At 41.7% G+C, this 25,865-nt stretch carries 21 protein-coding genes; 8 read left to right on the top strand and 13 right to left on the bottom strand.

The window, feature by feature from the left end:
- Positions 1–2: 2 nt before the first annotated feature.
- From rplI to VER_RS04900, 13 genes are all read right to left on the bottom strand, one after another.
- Positions 3–449 carry a 50S ribosomal protein L9 gene (gene rplI / locus VER_RS04960; RefSeq protein ID WP_162099774.1) on the bottom strand — a complete coding sequence of 149 codons (447 nt, stop codon included), beginning with the start codon at positions 447–449 and terminating at the stop codon, positions 3–5.
- Positions 446–2,461 (bottom strand): DHH family phosphoesterase, encoded by a 2,016-nt coding sequence (locus VER_RS04955; protein ID WP_162099773.1) that lies wholly within the window; start codon positions 2,459–2,461, stop codon positions 446–448. The genes rplI and VER_RS04955 overlap by 4 nt, the downstream gene beginning before the upstream one ends.
- Positions 2,462–2,480: 19 nt before the next feature.
- Positions 2,481–3,440, bottom strand: coding sequence for a YybS family protein (locus VER_RS04950; protein WP_162099772.1), 960 nt, complete (start codon positions 3,438–3,440; stop codon positions 2,481–2,483).
- A gap of 163 nt (positions 3,441–3,603) precedes the next feature.
- Entirely contained in the window at positions 3,604–5,718 is a 2,115-nt protein-coding gene (locus tag VER_RS04945) for a ribonuclease J (protein ID WP_162099771.1), read from the bottom strand.
- 513 nt (positions 5,719–6,231) lie between these two features.
- On the bottom strand, positions 6,232–7,041 hold the full coding sequence (locus VER_RS04940; RefSeq protein ID WP_238390141.1) for a uracil-DNA glycosylase: 810 nt from the start codon (positions 7,039–7,041) through the stop codon (positions 6,232–6,234).
- 28 nt (positions 7,042–7,069) lie between these two features.
- On the bottom strand, positions 7,070–8,785 hold the full coding sequence (locus VER_RS04935; protein ID WP_162099770.1) for a glycosyltransferase family 39 protein: 1,716 nt from the start codon (positions 8,783–8,785) through the stop codon (positions 7,070–7,072).
- Between the two features lie 11 nt (positions 8,786–8,796).
- Positions 8,797–9,432, bottom strand: a complete 636-nt coding sequence (locus tag VER_RS04930; RefSeq protein WP_162099769.1) for a DedA family protein — start codon at positions 9,430–9,432, stop codon at positions 8,797–8,799.
- A gap of 312 nt (positions 9,433–9,744) precedes the next feature.
- Positions 9,745–11,034, bottom strand: coding sequence for an adenylosuccinate synthase (locus tag VER_RS04925; RefSeq protein ID WP_162099768.1), 1,290 nt, complete (start codon positions 11,032–11,034; stop codon positions 9,745–9,747).
- A 230-nt stretch (positions 11,035–11,264) separates the two neighbouring features.
- Positions 11,265–12,557, bottom strand: coding sequence for an adenylosuccinate lyase (purB, locus tag VER_RS04920; RefSeq protein ID WP_162099767.1), 1,293 nt, complete (start codon positions 12,555–12,557; stop codon positions 11,265–11,267).
- A gap of 126 nt (positions 12,558–12,683) precedes the next feature.
- The gene (locus VER_RS04915) at positions 12,684–13,568 is read right to left on the bottom strand and encodes a hypothetical protein (protein WP_162099766.1); all 885 of its coding nucleotides are present in this window, start codon (positions 13,566–13,568) and stop codon (positions 12,684–12,686) included.
- A 178-nt stretch (positions 13,569–13,746) separates the two neighbouring features.
- Positions 13,747–14,166, bottom strand: a complete 420-nt coding sequence (locus VER_RS04910) for a MarR family winged helix-turn-helix transcriptional regulator (protein ID WP_162099765.1) — start codon at positions 14,164–14,166, stop codon at positions 13,747–13,749.
- Between the two features lie 218 nt (positions 14,167–14,384).
- Positions 14,385–14,597, bottom strand: a complete 213-nt coding sequence (locus VER_RS04905) for a hypothetical protein (protein ID WP_162099764.1) — start codon at positions 14,595–14,597, stop codon at positions 14,385–14,387.
- A 134-nt stretch (positions 14,598–14,731) separates the two neighbouring features.
- On the bottom strand, positions 14,732–14,953 hold the full coding sequence (locus VER_RS04900; RefSeq protein ID WP_370456468.1) for a DUF2922 domain-containing protein: 222 nt from the start codon (positions 14,951–14,953) through the stop codon (positions 14,732–14,734).
- Positions 14,954–15,440: 487 nt separating this feature from the next.
- On the opposite strand from VER_RS04900, the gene VER_RS04895 reads away from it, so the two are divergent.
- From VER_RS04895 to aroQ, 8 genes are all read left to right on the top strand, one after another.
- On the top strand, positions 15,441–17,723 hold the full coding sequence (locus tag VER_RS04895) for a ribonucleoside-diphosphate reductase subunit alpha (protein ID WP_162099762.1): 2,283 nt from the start codon (positions 15,441–15,443) through the stop codon (positions 17,721–17,723).
- Between the two features lie 102 nt (positions 17,724–17,825).
- Entirely contained in the window at positions 17,826–18,854 is a 1,029-nt protein-coding gene (locus tag VER_RS04890; RefSeq protein ID WP_162099761.1) for a ribonucleotide-diphosphate reductase subunit beta, read from the top strand.
- A 366-nt stretch (positions 18,855–19,220) separates the two neighbouring features.
- Entirely contained in the window at positions 19,221–20,225 is a 1,005-nt protein-coding gene (gene aroF, locus VER_RS04885) for a 3-deoxy-7-phosphoheptulonate synthase (protein WP_162099760.1), read from the top strand.
- A 125-nt stretch (positions 20,226–20,350) separates the two neighbouring features.
- A complete protein-coding gene (aroB, locus tag VER_RS04880) occupies positions 20,351–21,415 on the top strand; it encodes a 3-dehydroquinate synthase (RefSeq protein ID WP_162099759.1) in 1,065 nt (354 codons plus the stop codon).
- A 1-nt stretch (position 21,416) separates the two neighbouring features.
- Positions 21,417–22,718, top strand: coding sequence for a 3-phosphoshikimate 1-carboxyvinyltransferase (aroA, locus tag VER_RS04875; protein WP_162099758.1), 1,302 nt, complete (start codon positions 21,417–21,419; stop codon positions 22,716–22,718).
- Entirely contained in the window at positions 22,708–23,829 is a 1,122-nt protein-coding gene (aroC, locus tag VER_RS04870; RefSeq protein ID WP_162099757.1) for a chorismate synthase, read from the top strand. The genes aroA and aroC overlap by 11 nt, the downstream gene beginning before the upstream one ends.
- Entirely contained in the window at positions 23,826–25,085 is a 1,260-nt protein-coding gene (locus VER_RS04865) for a shikimate kinase (protein WP_162099756.1), read from the top strand. Before aroC ends, VER_RS04865 begins: the two co-directional genes overlap by 4 nt.
- Positions 25,066–25,503, top strand: coding sequence for a type II 3-dehydroquinate dehydratase (gene aroQ / locus VER_RS04860; RefSeq protein ID WP_162099755.1), 438 nt, complete (start codon positions 25,066–25,068; stop codon positions 25,501–25,503). Before VER_RS04865 ends, aroQ begins: the two co-directional genes overlap by 20 nt.
- Positions 25,504–25,865: the final 362 nt, after the last annotated feature.

Genomic DNA, 25,865 nt, shown 5'->3' with positions numbered 1-25,865 from the left:
AATTAACCTTCTACTAATTCAACTTTAATCGTTGTGGTAATTTCAGGATGTACGCGAATTAACACATCATGTACACCTAACGTTTTTAATGGTTCTTTCAATTCGATTTTCTTTTTATCTACCGCTACCTCAAACTGTTTAGCTAAAGCATCGGAAATATCTTTACCGGTAACCGAGCCAAACACGCGACCAGCATCCCCCATTTTTACAGGAATAGTCACTTCAACCTTAGCCAATTGACTCGCTAAAATCTTAGCTTCATCAGCATTCACTTGTTTTTTGTGAGCAGCCGAAGCTTGTTGTTGTTTAGCATTATTTAAATTAGCCGGTGTACCTTCTAGGGCTTGGCCTTTTTTAATGAGTACATTACGGCCATAGCCTTCACTTACTTCGATAATTTCACCTTTTTTACCTACTTTTTTTACATCTTCTAACAAAATTACTTTCATTCTGTTTCTTCCTCCTTCTTCATGGAAGTGGTCCGCTCTTTCGCTGCTTTTTTAACAGCTTCAATCGCTTCTTCCATGGTCATATCATATAATTGGCCGCCAGCAACAGTACGATGACCACCGCCACCTAAGGCCTCCATAATAAGCTGAACATTAATAGCCCCCTGTGAGCGAGCACTAACACCAATACCGCCATCGGCCATTGTATACAGTACAAAGCTAGCTTCAATACCTTCAATGGTGATTAACGTATCCGCTGTTTGAGCTGATAAAATCGAAGCATTCTGCACCCCGTCAGGGCAAGTCGTAATCGCCAAACCATCAAAGCGTTCCGCTTCAGCCAACATCTTCGCCCGTAATTGAACACCATCAAAGCTTTCCATAAACAGATGACGCACGATGGATAAATCGGCCCCCGAACGGCGTAAGAAGGACGCCGCATCAAAGGTACGCGAGCCTGTTTGAACCACGAAGTTCTTCGTATCCACCACAATCCCTGCATAGAGCGCACTGGCTTCAACCACATTTAAGGAAATAGGGTCTACAAAGTATTGGATCAATTCTGTTACCAATTCACTCGTAGAGGAAGAGGCTGGTTCTAAATATGTTAATAATGGTTTTTCAATAAAATCAGAAGCCCGACGATGATGATCAATAACCACCCGTCGTTTTGATTTTTGCAAAGCTTTAGGTGCTGCTACCATATCAGGGCGGTGAACATCCACTACAAATACTAAAGTCGTGTCCGTTACAAAATCTTCCGCCGCCTGTGGCGTAATCAATAAGCTTTCAAAGCCTGGTTCGGTAGGGAATAAATCGGATAACTTCTTAATGGCCACCGTCTGGTCACTTACTGCAATATGAACAGACTTACCAGCTCCACGAGCCATAGCAGCGACCCCAATGGCGCCACCAATACTATCATAATCCTCCCGCTCATGCCCCATGACGATAACATTATCCGCATCATCCATAAGCTCTTTAATCGCTTGTGCTACCACGCGAGCACGAACACGAGTATTCTTTTCAGCCCCCTGCGTTTTACCGCCGTAAAACTTCAATTCTTCGCCAATGTATACCGTCGCCTGATCACCGCCACGCCCTAGTGCTAATTCTAGACCAGAACGAGCTCGTTCAGATTGTTCCTTAATATTTTCTTCGCCCGCAGCAATACCAATACTAATTGTAGCAGGGATACGACGACTAGTTGGAATATTATGAACTTTCGCCAACAATGGGAAATTTTGCTCAATCATATCCATTAACGCTTTTTTAGAAATACAGAAAATGTAAGAATCTTCGGCATAATTGCGGACAAATCCATCATAGCGGTCAATCTCTTCTACAATGGCATTATTAATTTCCGCCCATAAATTAGTATATTCTACGTCACTTAGCCCTTTAGTTACATCTTCAATATTATCCATCATGAGGAAGCCAAAAGCAGGTGCCATAGCTTCCGCTTCATGGCGCAATTGTTCTGACTCGGTTACATCATCAAAGTAAAACGCCATATAGGATTCCACTTCACTAGCCTCTGGGTCTTTGCGATCCGTGCCATCGATGAATTTATAAATAACACGATAATATTTATTTTCGATTTTCTCATTGAAATAGCCTGACTTACCCCAAATTTTATCAAGGCGCAAACTAGGAATAAAGCCATTCAAACGTTGCGTTTTATCAGGATCTTGAGGCATCCAATCACGGAACACACTGTTGCACCAGCAAACCCTGGCTTTACTGTCAATAATAACCATAGCGGTTGGCAAATTTTGTAAAGCAAAATTGGAGGCTTGCGTAATCCCTTTCGCAATCGTATCAAATTGTTCATATAGCTGGCGACGCTGTTTACACACCGCTCGACTACTATATAAATACGCTACAATAACAAACAACAAACCAAAGAGCGCCAGTTGCCAATTGAGCCAAGCTATTACTAACAGCAACGCTACTATAACGACAATGGCTGTCTTTTCAAAGGCCCCAAAAAAGCCTTGATTCCCTTTCATAATCTCGCTCCCTGTCCCATTATTCTTCGTCAGCCGACTTTTTAGCTAACCGTCGACGAAGGTTAAAAATTAAATCTAACATGCCAATCCAAAGCGTGGCAAAATTCATTATTAACGTTAAAAATATTAGAACTAAACGAAAACCCGTGGATAGGCCATAACTTTTAAAAATAGACCACAAACAACCCACTCCTTGTAGCACCAACATATACGTGCCCAAGGCATATAAATTATAAGCAATTACATTAATTAATTCTGATTGGTATTGTTCCCCCCAATAGGTCAACAAAATACCTAACGCAAAGATATAAACAGCCCATTGTGGAACTTGCCACTGTTCCATAGGAGGTAGGGTAACACCTTTACCACCTGTACGGCGAACAATGACATTCGCCACTTTACAAATGGCATAACTAATAATAACCGATGACATAAATAAAGCGGCAATAGCAACATACGCCATTTGTTTGAACAAATTCGCCATATTCGCTACCATAGGCTGGATTTGTTCTTCTAATAAGCCTTGTTCACGATAAGCTACTTCCATGCTCTGCATCGTTTCTTGTTGAAATTGTTGCCACATCTGCCCTAAGTCCACATGCATAACGTATTGAGCCATACCAAGCTGGACAGCAATCATAGCCATCATAGTAAACGCTGGCAAGGTTAATAAACGCGCCGTAGACCAACGCCGTTCATAACCATAGGCTAAGACAAGGCCCGGTATACCGGATGTAAGTACCTGCATAAAGGCCATGAAGGGGGTAATCACAACGCTCATAACTAAGCCAGAGGTAATCGTAGCCAATATACTCCAACGAATCCCATGTCGAGCCCCAAGAACAACCAATACAGCCGGCATTAATATAGAAGCAAAAATGCCCATAGCTGGAACGGTTAAGCCAATAAAGGTAAATACCATAATAAGAGCCGTCAAAAATCCTGTTTCCACAACGGCCCGTGTATCTGAATATTTCATGTATATGTAACTCCTAAGAAAATAGTCGTGTGACCAAAGCCACACGACTATTATATCATTTTGTATTGCTTTTGAATATCATTAACCACTAAATCAACCGTAGCAATTACGCATTATTCCTTATAGGGCCTAGCTTAGTAGTACTTTTTAAGGACCTAGTGACTTACACGTCTTGAATAATTGGTAAAATCATTGGACGACGACGCGTTTTTTCATATAAGAACTTGCCTAACGTATCGCGCACTTGTTGCTTAATGGTAGCCCAGTCCTTCATTTGACTGGCTTCGCATTTTTCAATCACTTGTTCAATGCGTTTTTGTGCTTCATTCATAAGGTCTTCCGCATCACGAACATACACAAAGCCACGGGATACAATATCTGGCCCTGCCACAATTTGGCCGCTTCCACGATCCATAGCCATAACAACAATTACCATACCTTCTTGTGCTAATTGCTGACGATCGCGAATAACGATATTGCCTACGTCACCAACACCAAGGCCATCCACAAAGACTTTACCTGCCGTTACATGGCCACCTTTACGTGCGGTACGGCTCGTAAATTCAAAGATTTGTCCATTATCGCCCACTAATACGTGATTTGGTTTTACAATCCCCATGGACACAGCTAATTCGCCATGTTTCTTGAGCATGCGGTATTCACCATGAACAGGAATAAAGAACTTAGGACGTACCAAGTTGAGCATGGTTTTTAAGTCTTCTTGGCTACCATGACCAGATACGTGAATACCACGGTCACGACCATAGATAACATCGGCCCCTAGGCGCAATAAATTATCAATTGTACGACCTACGGCCGCTTCATTACCAGGAATTGGCGTTGCGGAAATAATAATCGTATCATTTGGTGTAATTTCGATTGTACGATGATTATTAGTAGCCATACGAGATAAGCCAGCCATAGGTTCCCCTTGACTACCTGTCGTTAAAATCATGATTTCATCATCACGATACCGATTCATTTCATCCACATCAATCATAGTACCTTCTGGCACATTTAAATAGCCTCGTTCTTGCGCGATTTCTGAAACATTAACCATACTACGACCAAGAACGATGACTTTACGCTTAAACGCAACGGCTGCATCTACCGCTTGTTGTAAACGAGATACATTAGAAGCGAAGGTAGCTAGGACAACACGACCTCGCGCTTCCCCTACAGCCCTCAATAAAGCAGGGCCTACAGTACTTTCAGATGGTGTAAAGCCTGGTTTTTCCACATTCGTAGAATCAGACATTAATGCTAATACACCTTTATTACCAAGTTCAGCAAATTTATGTACATCCATTAATTTGCCGTCTACTGGGGTCTGATCCACCTTGAAGTCACCTGTATGAACTACGGTGCCCACTGGCGTTTCAAAATAGACCGCACAGGCATCTGGAATGGAGTGATTGGTCTGAATAAAACCAACTTTAAAAGTGCCAATACGGATTTCATCGCCCGCTTTGACTACATTAAGTTTCACACCGCCTACTTTATTTTCTTTCAATTTACCTTCAATTAGACCACATACTAAATTAGTGGCATACACAGGCACATTGATTTCTTTAAGTAAGTAGGCCAAAGAACCAATATGGTCTTCATGACCGTGAGTGATTACAACAGCTCGTACTTTATCTTTATTTTCAATCAAATAGCTCATGTCAGGAATGACAATATCTACGCCAGGCATATCATTTTCTGGGAACGCCAAACCAGCATCCAACACGATAATATCATCGCCATATTGGAATACCGTCATATTTTTACCGATTTCACCAAGACCACCTAAAGGAATAATCATGAGCTTATCTTTTTTATTGGCTGTATGATGATTATTCGCTTTCGTTGTTTCCCCATTAGCATGACGAGTCGCTGTTTTAGACCCTTCATTACCATTGTTGCGTGCGTTGTAGCGGTTATTACTCTTACCGCTGTTATTATTGCGATTAGTGGTGCGCTGTGCTTTAGGCGCCCCTTCATTAGTAGCGGCTGCATTCGTAGTTTTACGGCGAGGGGCGCTCGTTTTAGTCCCTTCTCCATTAGTAGTGCTACGACGAGTAGTGGTTCGTTTCGTTTCACCACGAGTCACTTCATTACGGCCCCCTTCATTACGATTTGTCGTACGGCGTGTGTTGCGACGTGGGGTCCCTTCGCTTGGTGCCTCGTTATTCCCTACTTCATTAGTAGCTACTACCGTAGCTGTATGTTTAGGTCCATTAGCAGACGTATCACTGCTTTGACCTGTTACTTTATTGAATAATTCTTTCAACATGAGTCAAATACTCCTCCTAAATCTTACTTAACATATGATTAACCTATATGTACCTACATAAATCGCTAGCCCTTAGAGCCTACAAATAACGACTTATCAAACGTATTGTCAGCATATAAACAAAATTCCCTTATAATGGCGTTACCGTCAAGCCAGTCCTCATTCTGTCTTGTCCCGATAACCCTATCAAGGGAACTCGTTCATTATTAACTTGTCAGTATACGAGCCAATCCATGCACCACAAATGAAAGGACGGTCTATAGCCAGACACACCTCTCCCTATGCATGTTGCTACTTGTAAAGTTAAAGGGCCTTTCATCAACGATGGCTATGCATATAGCACTTCACAAGAACTATATAAACATAGCGATGAAATCCATTGCCCAAAGCCGAACGAATATCTTAATTAATAGTATACCATATTATAGGGCAAAACTCAAAGAACCCCCGAGTCATACTCGGAGGTTCTTACTATAGCTTACCTATACGCTCTATTCAACGCAGATACGCTCATTATGCACGGTTTGGCAAAAACGAATAAATCTCAGCAAATTGGTCCCGATACTGTTGTGCCCCACCATTGGCAGGATGGCGTAACGAATAAGAAAAAATACGTTGCTCTTCCAAGACACCATAGGCTTTACGCCCTACAGCAAAGACACTACTATTAGGCCTTTCCTCTGTAGCTGCTGACCCTAAGGCCTGTGCGAGCTCCACCTGCCCATGAAGGGCCAAGTTATTTAACACTAGCAATTCCTTAGCAAAGGTACCACCGATAGCCAGCTCTGCCTCTGTAGGTGTGCGATTAGATAATAAATTATCTGCTTCATGAGGATGAAACGGAAAAATATTCCACAATAAGGCCTCATAGGGATCAATCTCATTATCGAGTAAGGTAGTCCATACCACCGTATCGGTCGGTTCATTGAAGCCTTCCTTGCGCACTTTAGCTTTGGTAATTAAAGGGCTTGTAGCCAAACTAGTTCGTTGACCTTCGCCATGAGGTAAAATCATGGATGCCTCTATTTCCTCATGAAACCCTAAGAGCATGCGTTCACAGGTAATAGCAATTCCTGAAAACCGGCCTCCTTGGTATCCCATGGCTTCAGCAATAATCACATAGGGACAACCGCCTAAGCGCGCTACTAAATATTGCCGCAATTGGTCACGCCGAATGGCTGGCGCCTCTTCACTTATATCCAAAGTAGGCTCATAATCACGCCAAGGATTAAATACCGGCGGCGACCCTTCATAGGAAGCCAATCGCTCAATAAACTGATCAACCTTAACTTCTAATTCAACTTGTCTTTCAGCGTTTTTCACAATGTCAGACCTCCTAGGCATAACAACATTACGGGGTTTCATAAATCAGCACTTTATTAATGGATCGTTTCAGTTCCACCATTTTAAATAATGGCGTTGCTTCAAAATACGGTTGTAACTTCTCAGGTACAATAATCATAGCTTGCAAAGGCACTGGATTGTCTATAGGCATAGGCGCTGTCGGTTTATCGCCCATTGGTAGACGAGTAGGTCGCCCTTGATTATTCGTAACAGACCGTAAAATACGTTCTTCATTATACTGAGTCACTTCAAATTGTTTAACCACTTCAGCCACTGTTTTGGTCGGCATCGTATTTTTACCGTCCCAAGCAGCACTCCGTTTTTCACGGATTGACGGAATAGCGTCATCCTCAATCTTCGTAATTTCTTTATCCGTGTAATACACTAAGGATGCGCTATAATTGCCATAAAAATAAATATTACCTTCATAGTTAGCTACTATCGGTGCATACGTTTCAGAAGAACGTTGCTCAATCAATGGCTGCACCCCTTCATGAATCACAAGCCCTGCAATAGCCATGGTAACAAAGGCAATCACCACAGGAAGCATATAGCGCTTACGATTGATATACATAAGAACTGTTACAATAATGCCTACTACGATAAATACATAAAGCAAATACCAAAAGCCCCAAGGCACAAAGAAACTAGCGATACCTAGGATAAGCCAAAGTGCAAAGGCCGGCCCCATAAGGCGCCACCAGCCCTTGCAAGGCGCACCAGGCCGCAATAATTTTACCACCCCAAAAGCGCCTAAGAAGCTAAAAGGAATCAAACTAATAAAAGTATATGTCGGATATTTAGTCGCCATAAGAGAATAGAACAACAAGGTGCCCCACCCCATGACCATGGAAAAAATATAAAATGGCTGTTTTAAACGCCAACCATAATACATACCATAAAGAATAGCACCTGTCCAAGGCAAGGAAGCAATCGGGAACATAGCTAAATAGTACCACCAATAATTTACATCAGGATGTTCTGATTGCGTAGCGCGCACTACATTATGTAGACCCAAGAACCCATTAATAAAGTCTTGCCCATGAGTCAAATACATGTAGCCATACCAAGGTAAAACGACAATAATAAATGCCAAAATCCCTTGCCAAGCAAAAATATAACGCACCATGCTCCACGAACGCATAACCAAGGCATACACTAACAATAAAATGCCTGGCAGTACCAACGCTACGGGCCCTTTAGTAAGAACCCCTAGGCCGGCAAAGATATAGGCCCATACCATAAAGCGTGTCTTGCCCTCAGTCAGACCACGATAGGCATAGGCAAAAGTACCAATCGTAGCCCATAGGAGTACCATATCCGTTACAATCCCCCTAGCTAAGAGCCAAAATTCTAAGGAAGACCCTAAAATCATAGCGCTCCACAAGGATAGTAAGCGTCGTCCTGAAATACTACGCACCACTTGATAAAACAAGCCTATAGCCAAGGCCCCGAATAAAGCAGCCGGAAAGCGAGCTGCAAAATCGGTAAAACCAAATAATTTATAACTTAGGCCTATGAGCCAATAAATCATAATGGGTTTATCATACCAATAATTATGATAAATCTGTGGCGATAACCAATCACCAGTTACCGCCATTTCTTTTGCCGTCAATGCATAATTAGACTCTACCGGATCAGTCACTGATAAAGCCCCATTCCCTATAGCATACATGGCTAAGGCAATGAGAAAACAAATAACGGTCAAACGATGAAGCCGCATCAAATCCCTCCTTAGTCTTGCTGGCTATCCTGAGTATCAGACGACGTAGCGGCCGCTTTGTTCTTTTTATGGCGATAATAACGAATACCAAAGAATAGAGCAACAACAGCAAAGACAGCAATCATAATCACTAAGAATTCGTGATTATACTCAATTAAATCTTGCCAATGTTCCCCTAATTTCACACCTAGCCAAACGAGCAAAATCGTCCAAGGAATCGTGCCTAACAAAGTCCAAATGACAAATCGCCCCATAGGATAGCGAGCAATCCCTGCAGGGAAAGAAATGAACGTACGAATCCCTGGCAATAAACGGCCAAAAAATACAGCAGCACCACCATATTTATTGAACATTTTTTCTGCCATAGCAAATTTATGCTCGTTGAAGAAAATATACTTGCCATATCGTTTAAGTAAAGGACGACCACCATGTTCGCCCATCCAATACGATAAAATAGAACCTACTACACCAGCAGCGGTAGCCACAAGCATAGTCATATTCATCTCAAATACGCCTTGCGCAATAAGATAACCAGAAAACCCTAAGACAATCTCACTAGGGATTGGGATATTAGCATTTTCCAGCACCATAGCAATAAACATGGCCGCATAACCATAAGTTTCTAAAAATGAAATTAGATATTCCACGTTTTGTAATCTCCTTTACGAATACAAATTCATTAACCAATTATATTCATTCCTATGAGCCTGCAGTGTCAACATAGCTTCCACTACGAATGGACTACACCGTCGAACCACCACTAGATACTGTACGCTCACAAAAATAAATATATATTTTATAAATTACATACTACACTAAATTTAATTTTACCATATTTTACTGAAAATTAATATAAATTGACCATTTTAGACATAAAACCTTATTAACATGTCTATTAGCAGAAGATAAACATAAAAAGAGTCGCAAAGCACTATGGCTTCACGACTCTACTTTACTTCTTAAGCACCAAATACATCTTGTAATACGATGGTCTGTTTACGATTAGGACCAACGGATACAATACCAAGACGAACACCCGTTACTTCAGAAATACGTTCTACATAACGACGTGCATTTTCTGGCAAATCTTCGTAGTTGCGAATATGGCTAATATCTGTCTGCCAACCAGGTAAGGTTTCATAAACTGGTTCGCATTTTTCTAATTCTTGTAAATCAGCGGGGAAGCCTTTTACTGGTTCGCCATTTAAAGTATAACCCACACAGATTTTTAATTCTGGCAATTTATCTAAAATATCAAGACGAGTAATTGCCAAGTAATCAAGACTGTTCAAATCAGCGGCATAGCGAACTACAGCAAGGTCTAACCAACCACAACGGCGAGGACGGCCCGTTACAGTACCAAATTCACGACCTGTTTCACGAAGCAAATCGCCTGTTTCATTTAATAATTCAGATGGGAATGGGCCAGCCCCTACACGAGTAGCATATGCTTTAACAACCCCTACGATATTTTTCAAATAGTTAGGGCCTACACCAGCACCAACCGAAGCGCCACCAGAAATTGGGTGAGAGCTTGTTACGAATGGATACGTGCCATGGTCAAGGTCAAGCATAGTAGCCTGTGCCCCTTCAAACAATACTTTTTTACCGTCTTTGATATAGGATACTACATTGTAGTTTGTATCCGTTACATATTGACGCAAACGGTCTGCATAGCCTAAGTAGTCTTTGAGAATTTCATAGTAATCTACTGGTTCTGCCCCATATACATCACGCAAAATTTTATTTTTAAGTTTTACATTATATGTTAATTTTTCTTTGAAAACTTCTTCATTCATCAAATCGCAAATACGGATGCCGATACGATTTACTTTATCCGCATAGCATGGGCCGATACCATTTTTAGTAGTGCCGATAGAAAGAGCTCCTTTAGATGCTTCTTCCGCTTCATCCAAACGATTATGATATGGCAAAATTACATGAGCACGATTAGAAATCTGCAAAGTTTTCGCACTTTTTCCTTCTCGTTCTAAGTTTTCAATTTCACCAAGCAATACTTTAGGATCAATAACCGTACCAGTACCTACAACATTGATTTTGTCATCATACAAAATACCACTAGGTAATAAACGAAGAGCAAATGCTTTATCGTCAACCACTACGGTATGTCCAGCATTATTGCCACCTTGACTGCGTACTACCACGTCTGCCTGTTCTGCTAAATAATCTACGATTTTACCTTTTCCTTCGTCGCCCCATTGGGTGCCGATAACCATACTGGTTGCCATAATATTAAACCTCCATTTATCTCACATAGTGTCAGTTGTTGGTATGGCCTACTCTAAATCAGAGCATTCATACACCTCATTATAGCACACCTTTAAAAAGCATGCATTAGGGAGTTAGCAACCATAATCTATTTCTTCAATAAACACAAGAAAAAGGTGCATCTTAGAAACTAAAACATCTAGTTTCAAGATACACCTTTAATGTATTTATATTCTATTGTATGTCTATATTATAACCCAAAGCGAGCCATAATAGTATCTACATGACGAAGCATGCGATGTGGATCAAATAAATGATCAATTTCTTCGTCTGTTAAGTATTTCTTAATATCTTCATCGCCTTTTAAGCCGGCTTTGAAATCTTTACCTTCTAACCAACGAGCCATAGCATGACGCTGTACCCAACGATAGGCTTGGTCACGAATGGCCCCTTTATCAACCAAAGCTGTTAAAATTTGTTGGCTGAAAATTAAACCGCCCGTTAATTCCAAGTTTTTCATCATATTTTCTGGATATACTAACAATTTATCAATTACTTTAATTGTTAAGGATAACATGTAATCCACTGTAATCGTGCTATCTGGCAAAATAACACGCTCTACTGAACTATGAGAAATATCACGTTCGTGCCACAAAGCCACATCTTCCATAGCTGCTTGTGCATTGCCACGCACCACGCGGGCTAAGCCACAAATACGTTCACAAGTAATTGGATTACGTTTATGAGGCATAGCGGAAGAACCTTTTTGTTTAGGGCTGAAATATTCTTCAGCTTCGCGCACTTCCGTACGTTGTAAATGACGAATTTCTAGAGCAATTTTATCCAAAGTACTAGCGATAATAGCTAATGTACTGCAAAGTTCAGCATGACGGTCACGTTGAATAACCTGAGTCGCAATTTTAACTGGTTCCAAACCAAGTTTTTCACATACATATTTTTCAATAAATGGATCATTTACTGAGTAAGTACCTACGGCACCAGACATCTTGCCAACAGCTACATTTTTCTTAGCATGTTCTAAACGTTCAATATCTCGTTCAATTTCAGCCATCCAAAGGCAAAGTTTCAAACCAAACGTAGTTGGTTCTCCATGAATCCCATGAGTACGCCCCACCATTGGCGTATATTTGAATTCAGCAGCTCGACGACGAAGTACATCGCGCAAAGTATGTAAGTCTTCCAAAATGATGTCACACGCTTGTTTCATCATAGCCCCAAGCGCTGTATCTTTTACATCCGTAGAAGTTAAACCAAGGTGAATATACTTAGCTTCTTCCCCTACGTATTCGCCAACTGCAGTTACGAAGGAAATAATATCATGATTTGTTTCTTTTTCGATTTCGTGAATACGTTCTACGTCAAAATTAGCTTTTTCACGAATCACTTTAGCTGCTTCTTTAGGAATAGTTCCCAATTCAGCTTGTGCTTCACAAGCTAAAATTTCAACTTCCAACATTTGTTCAAATTCGTTACGTTCGCTCCAAATGTGGCCCATTTTTTCTCTTGTATACCGTTGGATCATGTGTGTTAAACCTCCAGGAAAATGACTGAATATTCTTCTTTCATTCTATCATAGGACCTATAAGGGGTCAATATAAATAACCGAACATTCAAAAGCTAAAATTAATCAACATTCGGATTTTTATATTTACAACTGCCGATAAAAATAAATAACTTCGGTCCCCGTTTTAGCAAAGGCAGCCCCTGTTACATAAGGGTGATCAAAGGTTGTTCCCACATTAAAAATATAATACTCATACGCATCGCCCAAAGGTTGCGACGTATACGTATATGAATAATAGCCTAGCAAGCTTTGTTGCAACTCTTTATTAGTTGTTTCATCAAATAATTGTGTAGTCGGTTGTACTTGTAAAGTCTGCTCGTTAGCGTCAATACTATCACTCCAAAAATCACGCCATGGGCCTAAATTACTCAATTCCTTAGATATGTTAAAACGATAATCTGGTAATAGTTCCCGTAAACTATAAGCATACTGCATGTCTGAATTAGGTTCCATTTTAACATATACAGAACGGCTATCCGCTAAATTTGTCTGCATAATAGCTAGTTTCATCGCCTCTGCACGATACAACGCCAACTCATTGGCCGTTCCCTTGAACGCTACTTGTGCTTCACCACCAGCTTTACCAAATTGAGGTACATAAAATACTTGCACGTCCTTAGCAAAACTAGGAATTTCTTTTGGGAATCCATCAAAGGCAGGAATCTGCTTATATTGTGTTACATCCGTCATCGGTAACGCTACCTTTAAAGCTTGTTGTCGATACCACGAATTGCTACTATTGGTAACCGACGTTTTAGCCGTTGAAGCTGGCAAATACGCTTCTAACAGCTGTTTTGGCACACCTCGTTCGGCTAACGGCGAACCAGCTACTACAGTATCAGCCGTTGTATAATTAACTACATCCTGTAAACCACTAGTAGGAATCGTAGCCCCCAACGCAGTTCCTGAAACAAGCACTGTCCCTAACAAAGACAATAACCATTTTTTACGCATTACACTTACAGCCATCGGTCATAACCTCCTTATGTTTCTATCTTATTTTATTATAGCGTAATTTAAGAACCCTGCCTATATAACAAAAGGAGAATCAGCTTCTACGCTCCATACTATTTTAGATATAGCCCATTATGGACTAATATAGCGTAAAAACTAACTCTCCTCTATAAGTTAGCTATTCGTTTTAGATTTATCGATTTTCACTTAACTTTTTTAACAAATGCAATAATGTTTCTTGTTCAGCAGCCCCCAATTTAGCCATACTTGCTTGAATGGCCTGCACATTCCGAGGCGCCAACTCACTAATAATATCATAGCCCGCCTTTGTTAAATGTAAAATGCACACCCGTCGATCCTTTGGATCCTCCAATCGCTCAATATAATTCAACTTTACCAAATTATTGACAATTAATGAGATGGTACCAACCGTACTTAGAATGCGTTCACGTACCTCGCCAACAGTCATATCGCCTTTACTATATAATGCTTCCAACACCATAAACTGGCTAAAGGTCAAACCATATTCAGCGGCTAAGTCAGCCGTCTTTTTATCAAGTGTATTAACATTGCGGTGCAAACCAATTAATATTTTCATTTCTGTCGGTGTCAAACTATCGCCCCTCGCTTTTTACACATCTAATTAGATATATCTTACCGATTACGCTTCAATTTGTAAAGCAATTTATAAACGCTCCATTAAAAATACCATAGAAGAACTACAGAAAAGCATAGAAGGACCATAAAGAAGCAATAGAAGATCCACAAAAATACAATAAAAAAAGCTACGTACTCGTCGGTTCACGAGCACGTAGCCTTTATTTTACGCCGTTAAGCCTGTGGCGCTACGGTAGTAGTTTCTACACGAACTACATCTTTATACGGATAGGCACAAAGAGTTGCCATAGCTTGACCTACTTCTTCAAAATCATCATTGGTCAATTCTGGATTGATATTGCCAATGCTAATATTTTTTACCTTTTTATCCCCTAAATCTAAACGAATCTGAATTTTTACCACTTCTTTTACTGCTACATCTGCCATAATTGACCTCCTAAAAATTTTCATCACACTACTTACAATACGCATGCACTAAATAAATCTATATAGTACACAAAACAACCTCAATCAATCGTTACCTCTAACTCACCTAGAATCAGTCGGTACTTCTAATCCTCCTATGCCACAATAGGCGCACTAGTATTTTCTACCATATAAGCCCCTTTAAAAGCGGTTAACACCTTACCTTTAGCACTGGTCATCAAATGTTTAGCCAACACCATATCAGCCACAGTTTTAACGGCCCCCAAGGTAACATCTGCTTTTGGTACTGAAATACGCACCGTTGTTTCCTTACTGTCGTCATCTAAAAATACAAGTTGTAATTCATGTTTTAAAATATTTGCATTGCCTGTTGCCATAATTGCCTCCCAATCTATGTTACTTTTCGTCATTCATGACTAAAAAGCATACATTATCTAAATCAAAATAAAATTTACCCTATGTAAAAAGTACATGTACTCTGAATTTCTCAACATTCTCATTGACCGTTTGCAAACGCCATAAGCGATTCGTCTTACTTCGTAAGCCCGCTTACACCCCTATACATTCCCCATTAGGTCCTCTGTCAAGTCAAAAAATCTAAAATAAATGTCCATCCATTGTCCATATGCAAAATTTTCAATTTACATTCGTATTTCCCTCTTTCTTTTATACGGTGAAAAATAGTATAATGAGGTGTATCTTGTATATGATAAGTAATATCATATACAAGATATTGATTTATAATACTTCATAAAATAACTCAAAAATAATCCATGTATTTAGAGGAATCGAGTTTTTTAAACTAATTTATTAACACTTTGTAAAGGGAAGGAACCGTATTTCATGGCTATTATGATTAAAAAACGAGACGGCCACTATGAACCGCTCTCTGTAGAAAAAACCAAAAAAATGATTGCTTTTGCTTGCTTAGGACTGGACAGTTGCGATCCTATCGAACTAGAAATGGACTCCAAGCTCCAATTCGTAGATGGCATGAGCACGAAAGAAATTCAAAAAATTCTCGTGCAAACGGCCATCGAAAAGGTAATCCAAAAAGCAGACGACGGTTTTGGTAACATGGTAAATCGCATGAACCAAGACTGGCAATATGTAGCGGCTCGTCTCTTCTTATTTGACTTATACAAAGAAGCAGCTATCCAACGCAAATACAAAGCCTTTGGCTACGGCAATTTCCCAGCCCTAGTTAAAACCTTGGTTGAAGCTAATCGCTACGCTGATTTCTTCCTCACTAAATATACGCCAGAAGAATTAGAAGAATTGGGCGACTATATTAAACCGAAACGCGACTATTTATTTAACTACGAAGGCATTAAATTATTAGCCGATCGTTACCTAGTAAAAGGCTACAACAAAGAAGTATTCGAATTACCACAAGAACGTTTCATGGCGATTGCTATGCATCTAGCCCTCATCGAAGGGGACCGCAAAGTAGAATTTGCTAAGAAATTCTACGACTTAATGAGTACTTTAAAAATGACTACCGCTACGCCAACCTTGGCCAATGCTGGTACGCCATTTCATCAGCTCAGCAGCTGCTTTATCTCTGGGGTAGACGACAATTTATGGTCTATTTATGATGTAAACAGTAAGTTCTCCCGCGTATCTAAACATGGTGGTGCTCTTGGGATTTACATGGGCCGTGTCCGTGCTTTAAACAGTGATATTCGTGGCTACAAAAACTCCTCTGGTGGCGTTATTCCTTGGATTCGTTTATATAATGATACCGCCGTGGCCGTTGACCAATTGGGTAAACGTAAAGGCGGTGCCACTGTAACCCTTGATATTTGGCACAAAGACTTCTATGAATTTGTAGAACTTCGTACAAATAACGGCGATGATCGTCGTAAAGCACATGATATTTTCCCAGCAGTTGCTATTCCAGATATTTTCATGGAACGCCTCTTAGCTCGTGAAAACTTCAGCCTCTTTGACCCTCACGAAGTACAACAAGTGATGGGCTTTAACTTAGAAGATTTCTATGATGACGATGATAAAAAGGCCTTCACGGAACATTATCTACTCTGTGAAAACAACCCAGAACTTCATGCCATTCAAGTAAGTGCTTTAGACATGATGAAAAAAATCATGCGCAGTGCGGTAGAAACAGGTACACCATTCATCTTCTTCCGTGACACTGCCAACCGCACCAACCCTAACAAACATGCGGGCATGATTTACGCGTCTAACCTCTGTCACGAAATCGCTCAGAACGTTGGTTTTACTAATCTTTCTGATGAAACCATTCACCCAGACGGCTCCATTACGACCAAAACAATCACTGGCGACATGGTAACTTGTAACTTAAATTCCATTAACCTTGGTAAAATTACTGACGAAGAATTAGAAGAAAACGTAGCTCTTCAGATTCGCATGTTAGACAATGTTATTTCCATTAATCAATTCCCTGTACCAGAAGCTAAAATGACCAGCGAAAAATACCGTGCCATCGGCCTTGGTACAAGTGGCTACCACCACTACTTAGTGCGTCATCAAATTCAATGGGAAACGGAAGAACATATTGAAACTGCGGACAAATTATTTGAAAACATTGCTTACTATGCTATCAAAGCATCCATGGAACTGGCAAAAGAAAAAGGCGCTTACCCAGCCTTTAAAGGCTCCGAATGGGAAACTGGTGCTTACTTTGAACGCCGTGGTTATACGTCTGAACGTTGGCAACAACTTCGCAAAGATGTAGCTAAATACGGCCTTCGCAACGGTTACCTTATGGCCATTGCTCCTACTGGTAGTACCTCCAATATTGCCAACACAACCGCTGGTATTGACCCTATTTTCAAAAAATTCTTCATTGAAGAGAAAAAAGGTAGCTTCACTCCTAAAACAGCGCCCGATCTTGACAACTCTACGTTCTGGCTCTACAAAGAAGCGCATACCATCGACCAACAATGGAGCATTCGAGCGTGCGCGGCCCGTCAACGTCACATCGACCAGGCACAATCTTTTAACTTGTACATTACACCACAGATGAAAGCCAAAGAAATTCTTAACTTATATGTGGAAGCGTACAAACAAGGGGTTAAAACGATTTACTATATTCGTAACCAATCCCTTGAAATGGATGAATGCACTAGCTGTTCTTCCTGATACTAAAATATTTCAGACGTTTCACAAACAGTCATGCTATACTAAAGAAAAGGCCCTCTTACAGAGGGCTTATCACTGAATCTAGAAAGGGTGAATACCATTATGAAAAAAAAATTAATTTTTAACGAACACGGCGAACGTGGTACAGAAAGTATGATTGGCGGTAACACTACCAATTTACGTGAATGGAACCGCATTAAGTATGATTGGGCTACCACCCTCTATCGCACCATGCTTAACAACTTCTGGATTCCAGAAGAAATCTCACTTAACGAAGATATTAAACAGTTCCCATTCCTTACTGACAGCGAACGTCGCGCTTTCGATAAAATTATTTCTTTCCTCAACTTCCTTGACTCCATTCAAAGTGAAAATTTACCCAACCTAAGTCGTTATGTAACGGCCGCTGAAGTAGCGTCACTACTTAATATTCAGGCCTTCCAAGAAGAAATTCACGCCCAAAGTTATTCCTATATTTTGGACACCGTAACCAATCCGATTACTCGTGACCGCATTTATGACGAATGGCGTACTGATGAACATCTATTGGCTCGGAACCGCTTCATTGCTGACATTTACCAACGTTTCAGCGATGATCCTTCGGAACATAACTTAATTCGCACAATCATGGCGAACTACATCCTAGAAGGGATTTACTTCTACTCCGGTTTCAGCTTCTTCTATACCTTAGCACGCCAAGGTAAAATGACCGCTACTAGCACGATTTTCAAATATATCAATCGTGATGAAGTAACCCATCTTGTATTATTCCAGAACATTATTCGTGAACTTCGTCAAGAACGACCTGAGTTATTTACCCAAGAATTAGAAGAAGAATTAACAGACATGCTTCGTCAAGGAACTGAAAATGAAATCGCTTGGGGCCAATATATTACTGATGACAAAATTCTCGGTATTAATAATGTTCTCATCGAACGTTACATTAAATACTTAGCGAACCTTCGTCTAGATGCGATTGGTCTTAAACCGCTCTATCCGGAAATCAAGGAAAATCCAATGGCTTGGATTGAAAGTTTCTCCAATCTTAACAGCACGAAAACAGACTTCTTCGAAGCAAAAGTAACAAACTATACTAAGGCGGCAGCCTTCGATTTTGATGACTTGGAATAAAAAAGATTTCACACATTTTGAAAATGTTTTGTAAAAAAGACTTGCCAAATGAAAAACATGGGTTTATAATGTTGGCAATCACTTTTAGAAAGGAGCCAATATAATGAGTACGCAAATCAGCACGTTAAACAGCCAATACTTCTATTTTTGGTTCTTTATCCAGTCTACGGGTAAAGGACTATTTGGGCTACGCTGATTTAGGTATCATTGATGGCTTAGTATAGTTAGGGAGCTACCCGTAGTGCACGCGGGTGGCTCCTTTTTTGTATACTTGATAATAATATGATGTTTGATAGATAGAAGGATAGTATTATGGACGAAACACATTTTCAAATATTCATTACAGAAAAAAGAGGAGAGATTACTATGATTATTACATTGAAAGAAAACGCAACACCAGAGAAGATTCAAGAATTATCCGCCAAATTAGAGGCCCAAGGCATTATCTTACATCCGGTCCAAGGGAGCAACTACTCCCTTATTGGCTTAATTGGCGATACTTCCTTACTCGATAAACGACAAATTGAATCCCTTGACATTGTGGAGAAAGTAACCCGCATTCAAGAGCCTTTCAAAAAAGCCAACCGTAAGTTCCATCCCGAAGATACTATCGTTGATGTAAGTGGCGTAAAAATCGGTGGTGGCCACTTCGCCATCATGGCGGGTCCTTGTTCCGTTGAAACACCAGAACAAGTAATTGCCACTGCTAAAGCAGTCAAAGAAGCAGGTGCTACTATTCTTCGTGGTGGCGCCTTCAAACCTCGTACCTCTCCATACTCGTTCCAAGGCATGGGTCCTGAAGGTCTTGAATTACTCGTCCTGGCAAAAAAAGAAACAGGGCTACCTATCGTTTCAGAAGTCATGGATCCATCACAACTACAATACTTCGATGAAGTAGACATGCTTCAAATTGGCGCCCGTAACATGCAAAACTTCACCTTGCTTAAAGAAGTGGGTAAATTAAATAAACCCGTCCTCTTAAAACGCGGTCTTAGTGCGACTTACGAAGAATGGTTAATGGCCGCTGAATACATCATGAGCGAAGGCAATACACAAATCGTCCTCTGTGAACGCGGGATCCGCACTTTTGAAACAAAAACGCGCAATACCCTCGATGTAACGGCCATTCCTATGATTCACGAATTGAGCCATTTACCAATCATCATGGACCCTAGCCATGCAGCGGGCATGAGCCGTATGGTTCGACCTTTATCGCTCGCTTCCACTGGTGGCGGTGCGGACGGCCTTATGATTGAAGTTCACATTGACCCAGCGAAAGCCCTTTGTGACGGTCCACAAGCCTTGCGCCCTGATCAATTTGCATCCCTTACTAAAGAAGTGTTCGCTTTGCGCGACGTATTAAGTAAGTAATGGGCCGCTGTATGTAAACTTCACCAAAGCCACGATAGCCTACGTTGGTAACTCGTGGCTTTTTTATACTAATCATTGTATACTCAGAATAGATAGGTATTCAATTGCATGAGAAAGGATAGTCTATGGAACGAATTCACATCGATGCCTCCACCTCCTACGATGTTATCATCGAAGAACAGGCCTTACACCACCTAGTGTCATATCTAGGGCCTTTAAAAAGCCCTCGCCCTACCATTATCGTTAGCGACGATCAAGTAGCGCCTCTTTATTTAGATATAATCAAACAGCAACTAGAAGAGTCTGGTTATACCGTCTACACCTATGTATTTCCTCATGGTGAAACGGAAAAAAACGCCCATCGCTTACTAGATTTAGTGGAATTTATGGCACAAAAAGCCCTAACCCGTAAAGACTTACTCATCGCCCTTGGCGGTGGTGTCGTTGGCGATATGGCCGGCTTTGCCGCAGCCACCTATTTACGAGGCATCGATTATGTGCAAATTCCTACCTCTTTATTAGCCGCCGTAGATTCTTCGGTAGGCGGGAAAACAGCCGTTAATTTATCGGCCGGCAAAAACCTATGGGGTGCTTTCAAACAGCCGATTCTTGTCCTCTGTGATCCTATGACATTACAGACCTTGCCGGCTGAAGAATTCGCCAATGGCTGTGGTGAAATTATAAAATACGGCATGCTAGGCTATCCTGAATTATTACAAGATTTACAAACTCACCCATTGCGCCAAAGCGATTTACCGCATATTGAAGAAGTTATTGCCCTTTGCGTAAAAGCCAAAGCGGCCATTGTCAGCCAAGATGAACGGGAAAGGAGCCTTCGCGCCTTACTCAATTTTGGCCACACCTTTGGCCATAGCATTGAACAATTAAGCCATTTCACAGTCAAACACGGCATGGCCGTCAGTATTGGCATGGCCCTCATGATGCGCGCCGCCTACCAAGCTAATCGCATTAGTGAGCAGGAATTAACAGCCTTTTTACAATTGCTTACTACACATCACTTGCCGATTCATACCGACGTTGCCACCGCTGACTTATGCCAAGCCGCTTTGCACGATAAGAAAAGCCAGGGTGATACCATTACGATTATTCGGCCCATTAGCTGGGGCCATTGTGACCTACTCACCATTCCTCACCAAGACCTAGCCCACTATGTAGTTAAGGAGGTATAACATGTCCACATCCATAACGGTAAAACGAGCCATTCCCCATGGCACAATCGCCGCCATTCCCGCTAAAGCCCACGCCCATCGTGCGCTCATTGCAGCGGCCTTAGCACAAAGCCCGTCGTCCCTTATTATTGCCCATTATTCGGAAGACATTGATGCCACTATTGCCTCGTTACAAGGTCTAGGGGCTACCATAACTAAGACAGCCACTGGTGTAACGGTAATCCCTATCCCCCAGATTCCGCCATCAAAGACTACTCAAAAAAGAGCTATTAATGCTCATGAATCCGGCACTACCTTGCGTTTACTCTTACCTGTCGCCTCGGTCATCAGCGAAGCCACTGACGTAACAGCGGCAGGCCGTTTACCAGAGCGTCCCTTAGAACCCTTAAAAAGCCAACTGGAAGCTCATGGCATTAGTTTTTCAGCCCCTAAACCACCGTTTACTATGACTGGTAAGCTTACAGGGGGCACCTTTGAAATGGTAGGTAACGTAAGCAGTCAATTCTTCTCAGGTCTATTATTAGCGGCCCCTAGCATAGCGCCCGTGACTATTCATAGCACCACGGCCCTACAATCGCGAGATTATGTAGAACTTACGCGCAAAGTTATGGCCGACTTTGGCGTAATCACAACGACCAGCCACGACGGCAATACCTTTACAGTCCCACCTAACCAACACTATGAAGGACGCCAACAATATGCTATCGAAGGGGATTGGTCCAATAGTGCCATCTGGCTCGTAGCGACGGCCATGACGGGCCAACCACTGACAATTACCAATTTACAAGCCGATTCCACCCAAGCAGATAAACGAATTTTAGACATTATTACAGCGGCAGGTGCCACCGTAAGCTGGTCTAGTTCAAATGATGCCCCTAAGCAAACAATGCTACATTGTAGTGGCCGTGCGCACACACCCATCACGGTAGACTTAGAACAATGTCCTGATTTACTGCCTGTTCTAGCGGCACTCGCTTGTAGTATTGAAGGGGAAAGCTGGTTTATGAATGGCGAACGCCTTCGTTTAAAAGAATCGGATCGCTTAGCCGCTGTCGAGGAATTAGTAGCTACCTTAGGCGGTCAAGCTCGTGTAGAAGGGGATAACCTCTACATTACTGGCACAGGGCAACTTCTAGGAGGTACGGTCCACTCTCATAACGATCATCGCCTAGTAATGGCAGCTACCTTAATGGCGCTTATTAGTGAAACCCCTGTTACCATTACTGACAGCGACGCTATTAATAAATCCTATCCTCTATTTTTCAAACATTGGAAGCAACTGGGAGGGCAATATGAGCTCTAGTTTTGGTAAAAATTTAAAAATTTCTGTATTTGGTGCCTCTCATGGCACAGCCATTGGCGCCGTAGTGGATGGCTTACCTTGTGGCCTCACCATTGATGAAACGGCCCTGTTACGCTTTATGAAACGCCGTGCCCCTGGTCAAAGTCTAGTCACCACACAACGCAAAGAAGCGGACCAGCCTCATTTTTTAGCAGGCTTAGTAGATGGTCAACTCAGTGGCTCACCGTTAGCCTTTTATATTGAAAACACCAATCAACACTCCAAAGATTACAACAATCTCCGAGATGTACCCCGTCCGTCCCATGCTGATTATACAGCCCGCATGCGTTATGGTGATGCCGTAGACATGCGTGGTGGTGGCCATTTCTCCGGTCGTTTAACGGCCCCCCTCTGCTGTGCTGGTGGTATAGCGTTACAAATTTTAAAGGCTAACGGTATCGAAGTAGCAGCTCACTTACGCCAGATTGGCCCCATTAAAGACAAACCCATCAGTTTCACCAAGCCGGCTATGGAAGATTTACAAAAAGTAGCCTTTGAAACCATCGCCATGGTATCACCCCAGGAACGTTTGCGGGCCATTACCTACATTGATGAATTGCGCCAAGCGGGCAATTCCACTGGTGGTATTATCGAAGTATTCGTAACGGGCTTGCCCGCTGGTCTAGGTAATCCAAATTTTGACGGCATTGAAAATCGCCTATCTCAAGCTATCTTTGGTATTCCTGGTGTAAAAGGCGTCGCCTTTGGCAGTGGCTTTGAAGGTTGTCTTAGCACGGGGGCGGAACAAAATGATCCTTTCCTATTAGAGGAAGGCACCGTCCGCACGTTAAATAATAATAGTGGTGGTATTCAAGGCGGTATTACCAATGGCATGCCGCTAATCCTGCAAGTAGGCATGAAGCCAACCGCCTCTATTGCTAAAGTACAGCCAAGTTTCAGTTATGAAAAACAAGCCAATGTGGACCTCCAAATTAAAGGCCGCCATGACCCTTGTATTGCCATACGAGCCGTGCCTGTAACTGAAGCTGTCACAGCCCTAGTTCTATTAGACTTTTTACTCGATAATAATGTACAATTTACCCCAAACCATACAGAAAGGACATCTCTATGAGTCAAACCCCTTTGCTCAGCCCTTACGGTCTTCTTGGCAAAACCTTGGGGCACAGCTATTCGCCTGAAATTCATAAGGCCCTAGGCAATGCCGCCTATACTCTCTTTGAGCGTTTCCCCCATGAACTCGCTCAATTTCTGGCACAACCTGATTTAAAAGGCCTCAATGTAACTATTCCTTATAAACAAACTGTAATGAGTGCTTGTCAACGCTTATCCGACGCGGCTAAACGTATTGGTTGTGTCAACACTATGGTTCGTCAAGCCGATAATAGCTGGTATGGCCATAATACAGACTACGATGGTTTCATCTTTCTATTACAGCGCGCTCATATTACCGTGGCACATAAAAAAGTCCTCATCCTTGGTGACGGTGCTACATCCCATACGGTTCACATTGCCCTGGAAGATTTAGGTGCTCGTGAAATCATTCATTTGTCCCGCAAAACGGCCCCTTTTTATGAGGATGCTCCGCAACATAGCGAGGATACAGACATCATCATTAATACAACCCCGGTAGGCATGTATCCCCACTGCCCAAATCAGCTCATAACTTTAGCTGATTTTACCAAACTGAGTGGCGTTGTAGATGTGGTATATAATCCGTATCGCACCGCCCTTCTCATCGAAGCGGAACAACGCGGAATTCCTTATAGTGATGGTTTACCTATGCTCGTTGGCCAAGCCGTAGCAGCGGCCACCTTATTTCAAAATAAGACCTTTGGCCCTGAGGAAGCAGACACTATCATTACTAAGCTACGGCAACAACAAGAAAATATCATCCTCATCGGTATGCCTGGCGTTGGTAAAACGACGGTAGGTCAAGCATTAGCGGCTCGCTTTAAGCGCCCCCTCATCGACTGTGATGAAGAATTTGAAAAACGTTATAGCCATCCTGGGGACTACATTGCCACCTATGGCGAGCCTGCTTTTCGTGAAAAGGAAACCGCCCTCTTACAAGAACTTTGCAAAACTACAGGGGCCATTATCGCCACAGGCGGTGGTATTGTAACTCGACCTGAAAACTATCCCATTTTGCGACAAAATGGTCGTATTTACTGGATTCGTCGCCCACTGGAACGCTTAGCTACTGACAATCGCCCCCTATCCCAAGGCGGTTTGCAACGATTAGAAGAACTGTATACCATTCGCCAGCCTCTGTATGAAACATTTTCACAGTATAGTCTTGACTTTGCAACACCTGACGAAGGCGCGCAACGCATTGAGGAGGAATATTATGCACATTTTAATTCTTAATGGACCTAACATTAATCTACTGGGCCTCCGTGAACCTGATATTTATGGCTCCACAACCTATGAAGATTTAGTTCATCAACTGCGAGACTACGCGGAATCCCTTGGTATCTCCGTAAGCTTATACCAAAGTAATCATGAAGGTAGCTTAGTGGATCGGATTCAAGCTGCCCGTTTTGATATTGATGCTATCATCATCAACCCCGCCGCCTACAGCCACACCTCTATTGCTATTTTAGATGCCTTAAAAGCGGTTCACCTCCCTACAGTGGAAGTCCATATCTCCAATCCTAAAGAGCGTGAAACCTTCCGTCATCATTCCTTCGTAAGCGAATATGCGGAAAAAGTCATTATGGGGCAAGGCGTAGCTGGCTATAGCCAGGCTATTGATTACTTGGTGAAGACCTATAAAAAGGGGTAAAGGATGTTGTAAAAATTGCTAATGATAGCCTCCCCCCTAGCAATTTATAGTCTCTCCAGGCAAATTATTCTCTGCTCAAGTCGAATTATAGTCTACCCTTGAATGTTCTATTCTTAAAGGCTCTATTACAATAAGCCAAAATCAATAGTCTATGATACTAAACAAAAATTTGTAATCTATAATACTAAACAAAAAGGGGCTGTAACGAAATACGGATTTTCTCCGTCATTTAAGTTACAGCTCTCTTTTCTTTTTAAAATAAGGACTTCTTTGAGATATCATAACTCTCAAAGAAGTCCTTATTTTAGTTTTTAGGCGCACCTAAATAAAGCCTTTAACAACGCTTTTTTAATATATTTATG

The organism is Veillonella sp. R32, assembly GCF_010093125.1.
Lineage (GTDB): Bacteria > Bacillota > Negativicutes > Veillonellales > Veillonellaceae > Veillonella_A.
The sequence above is the reverse complement of the archived record's forward strand: the minus strand, read 5'-3'. Positions and strand labels throughout refer to the sequence as shown.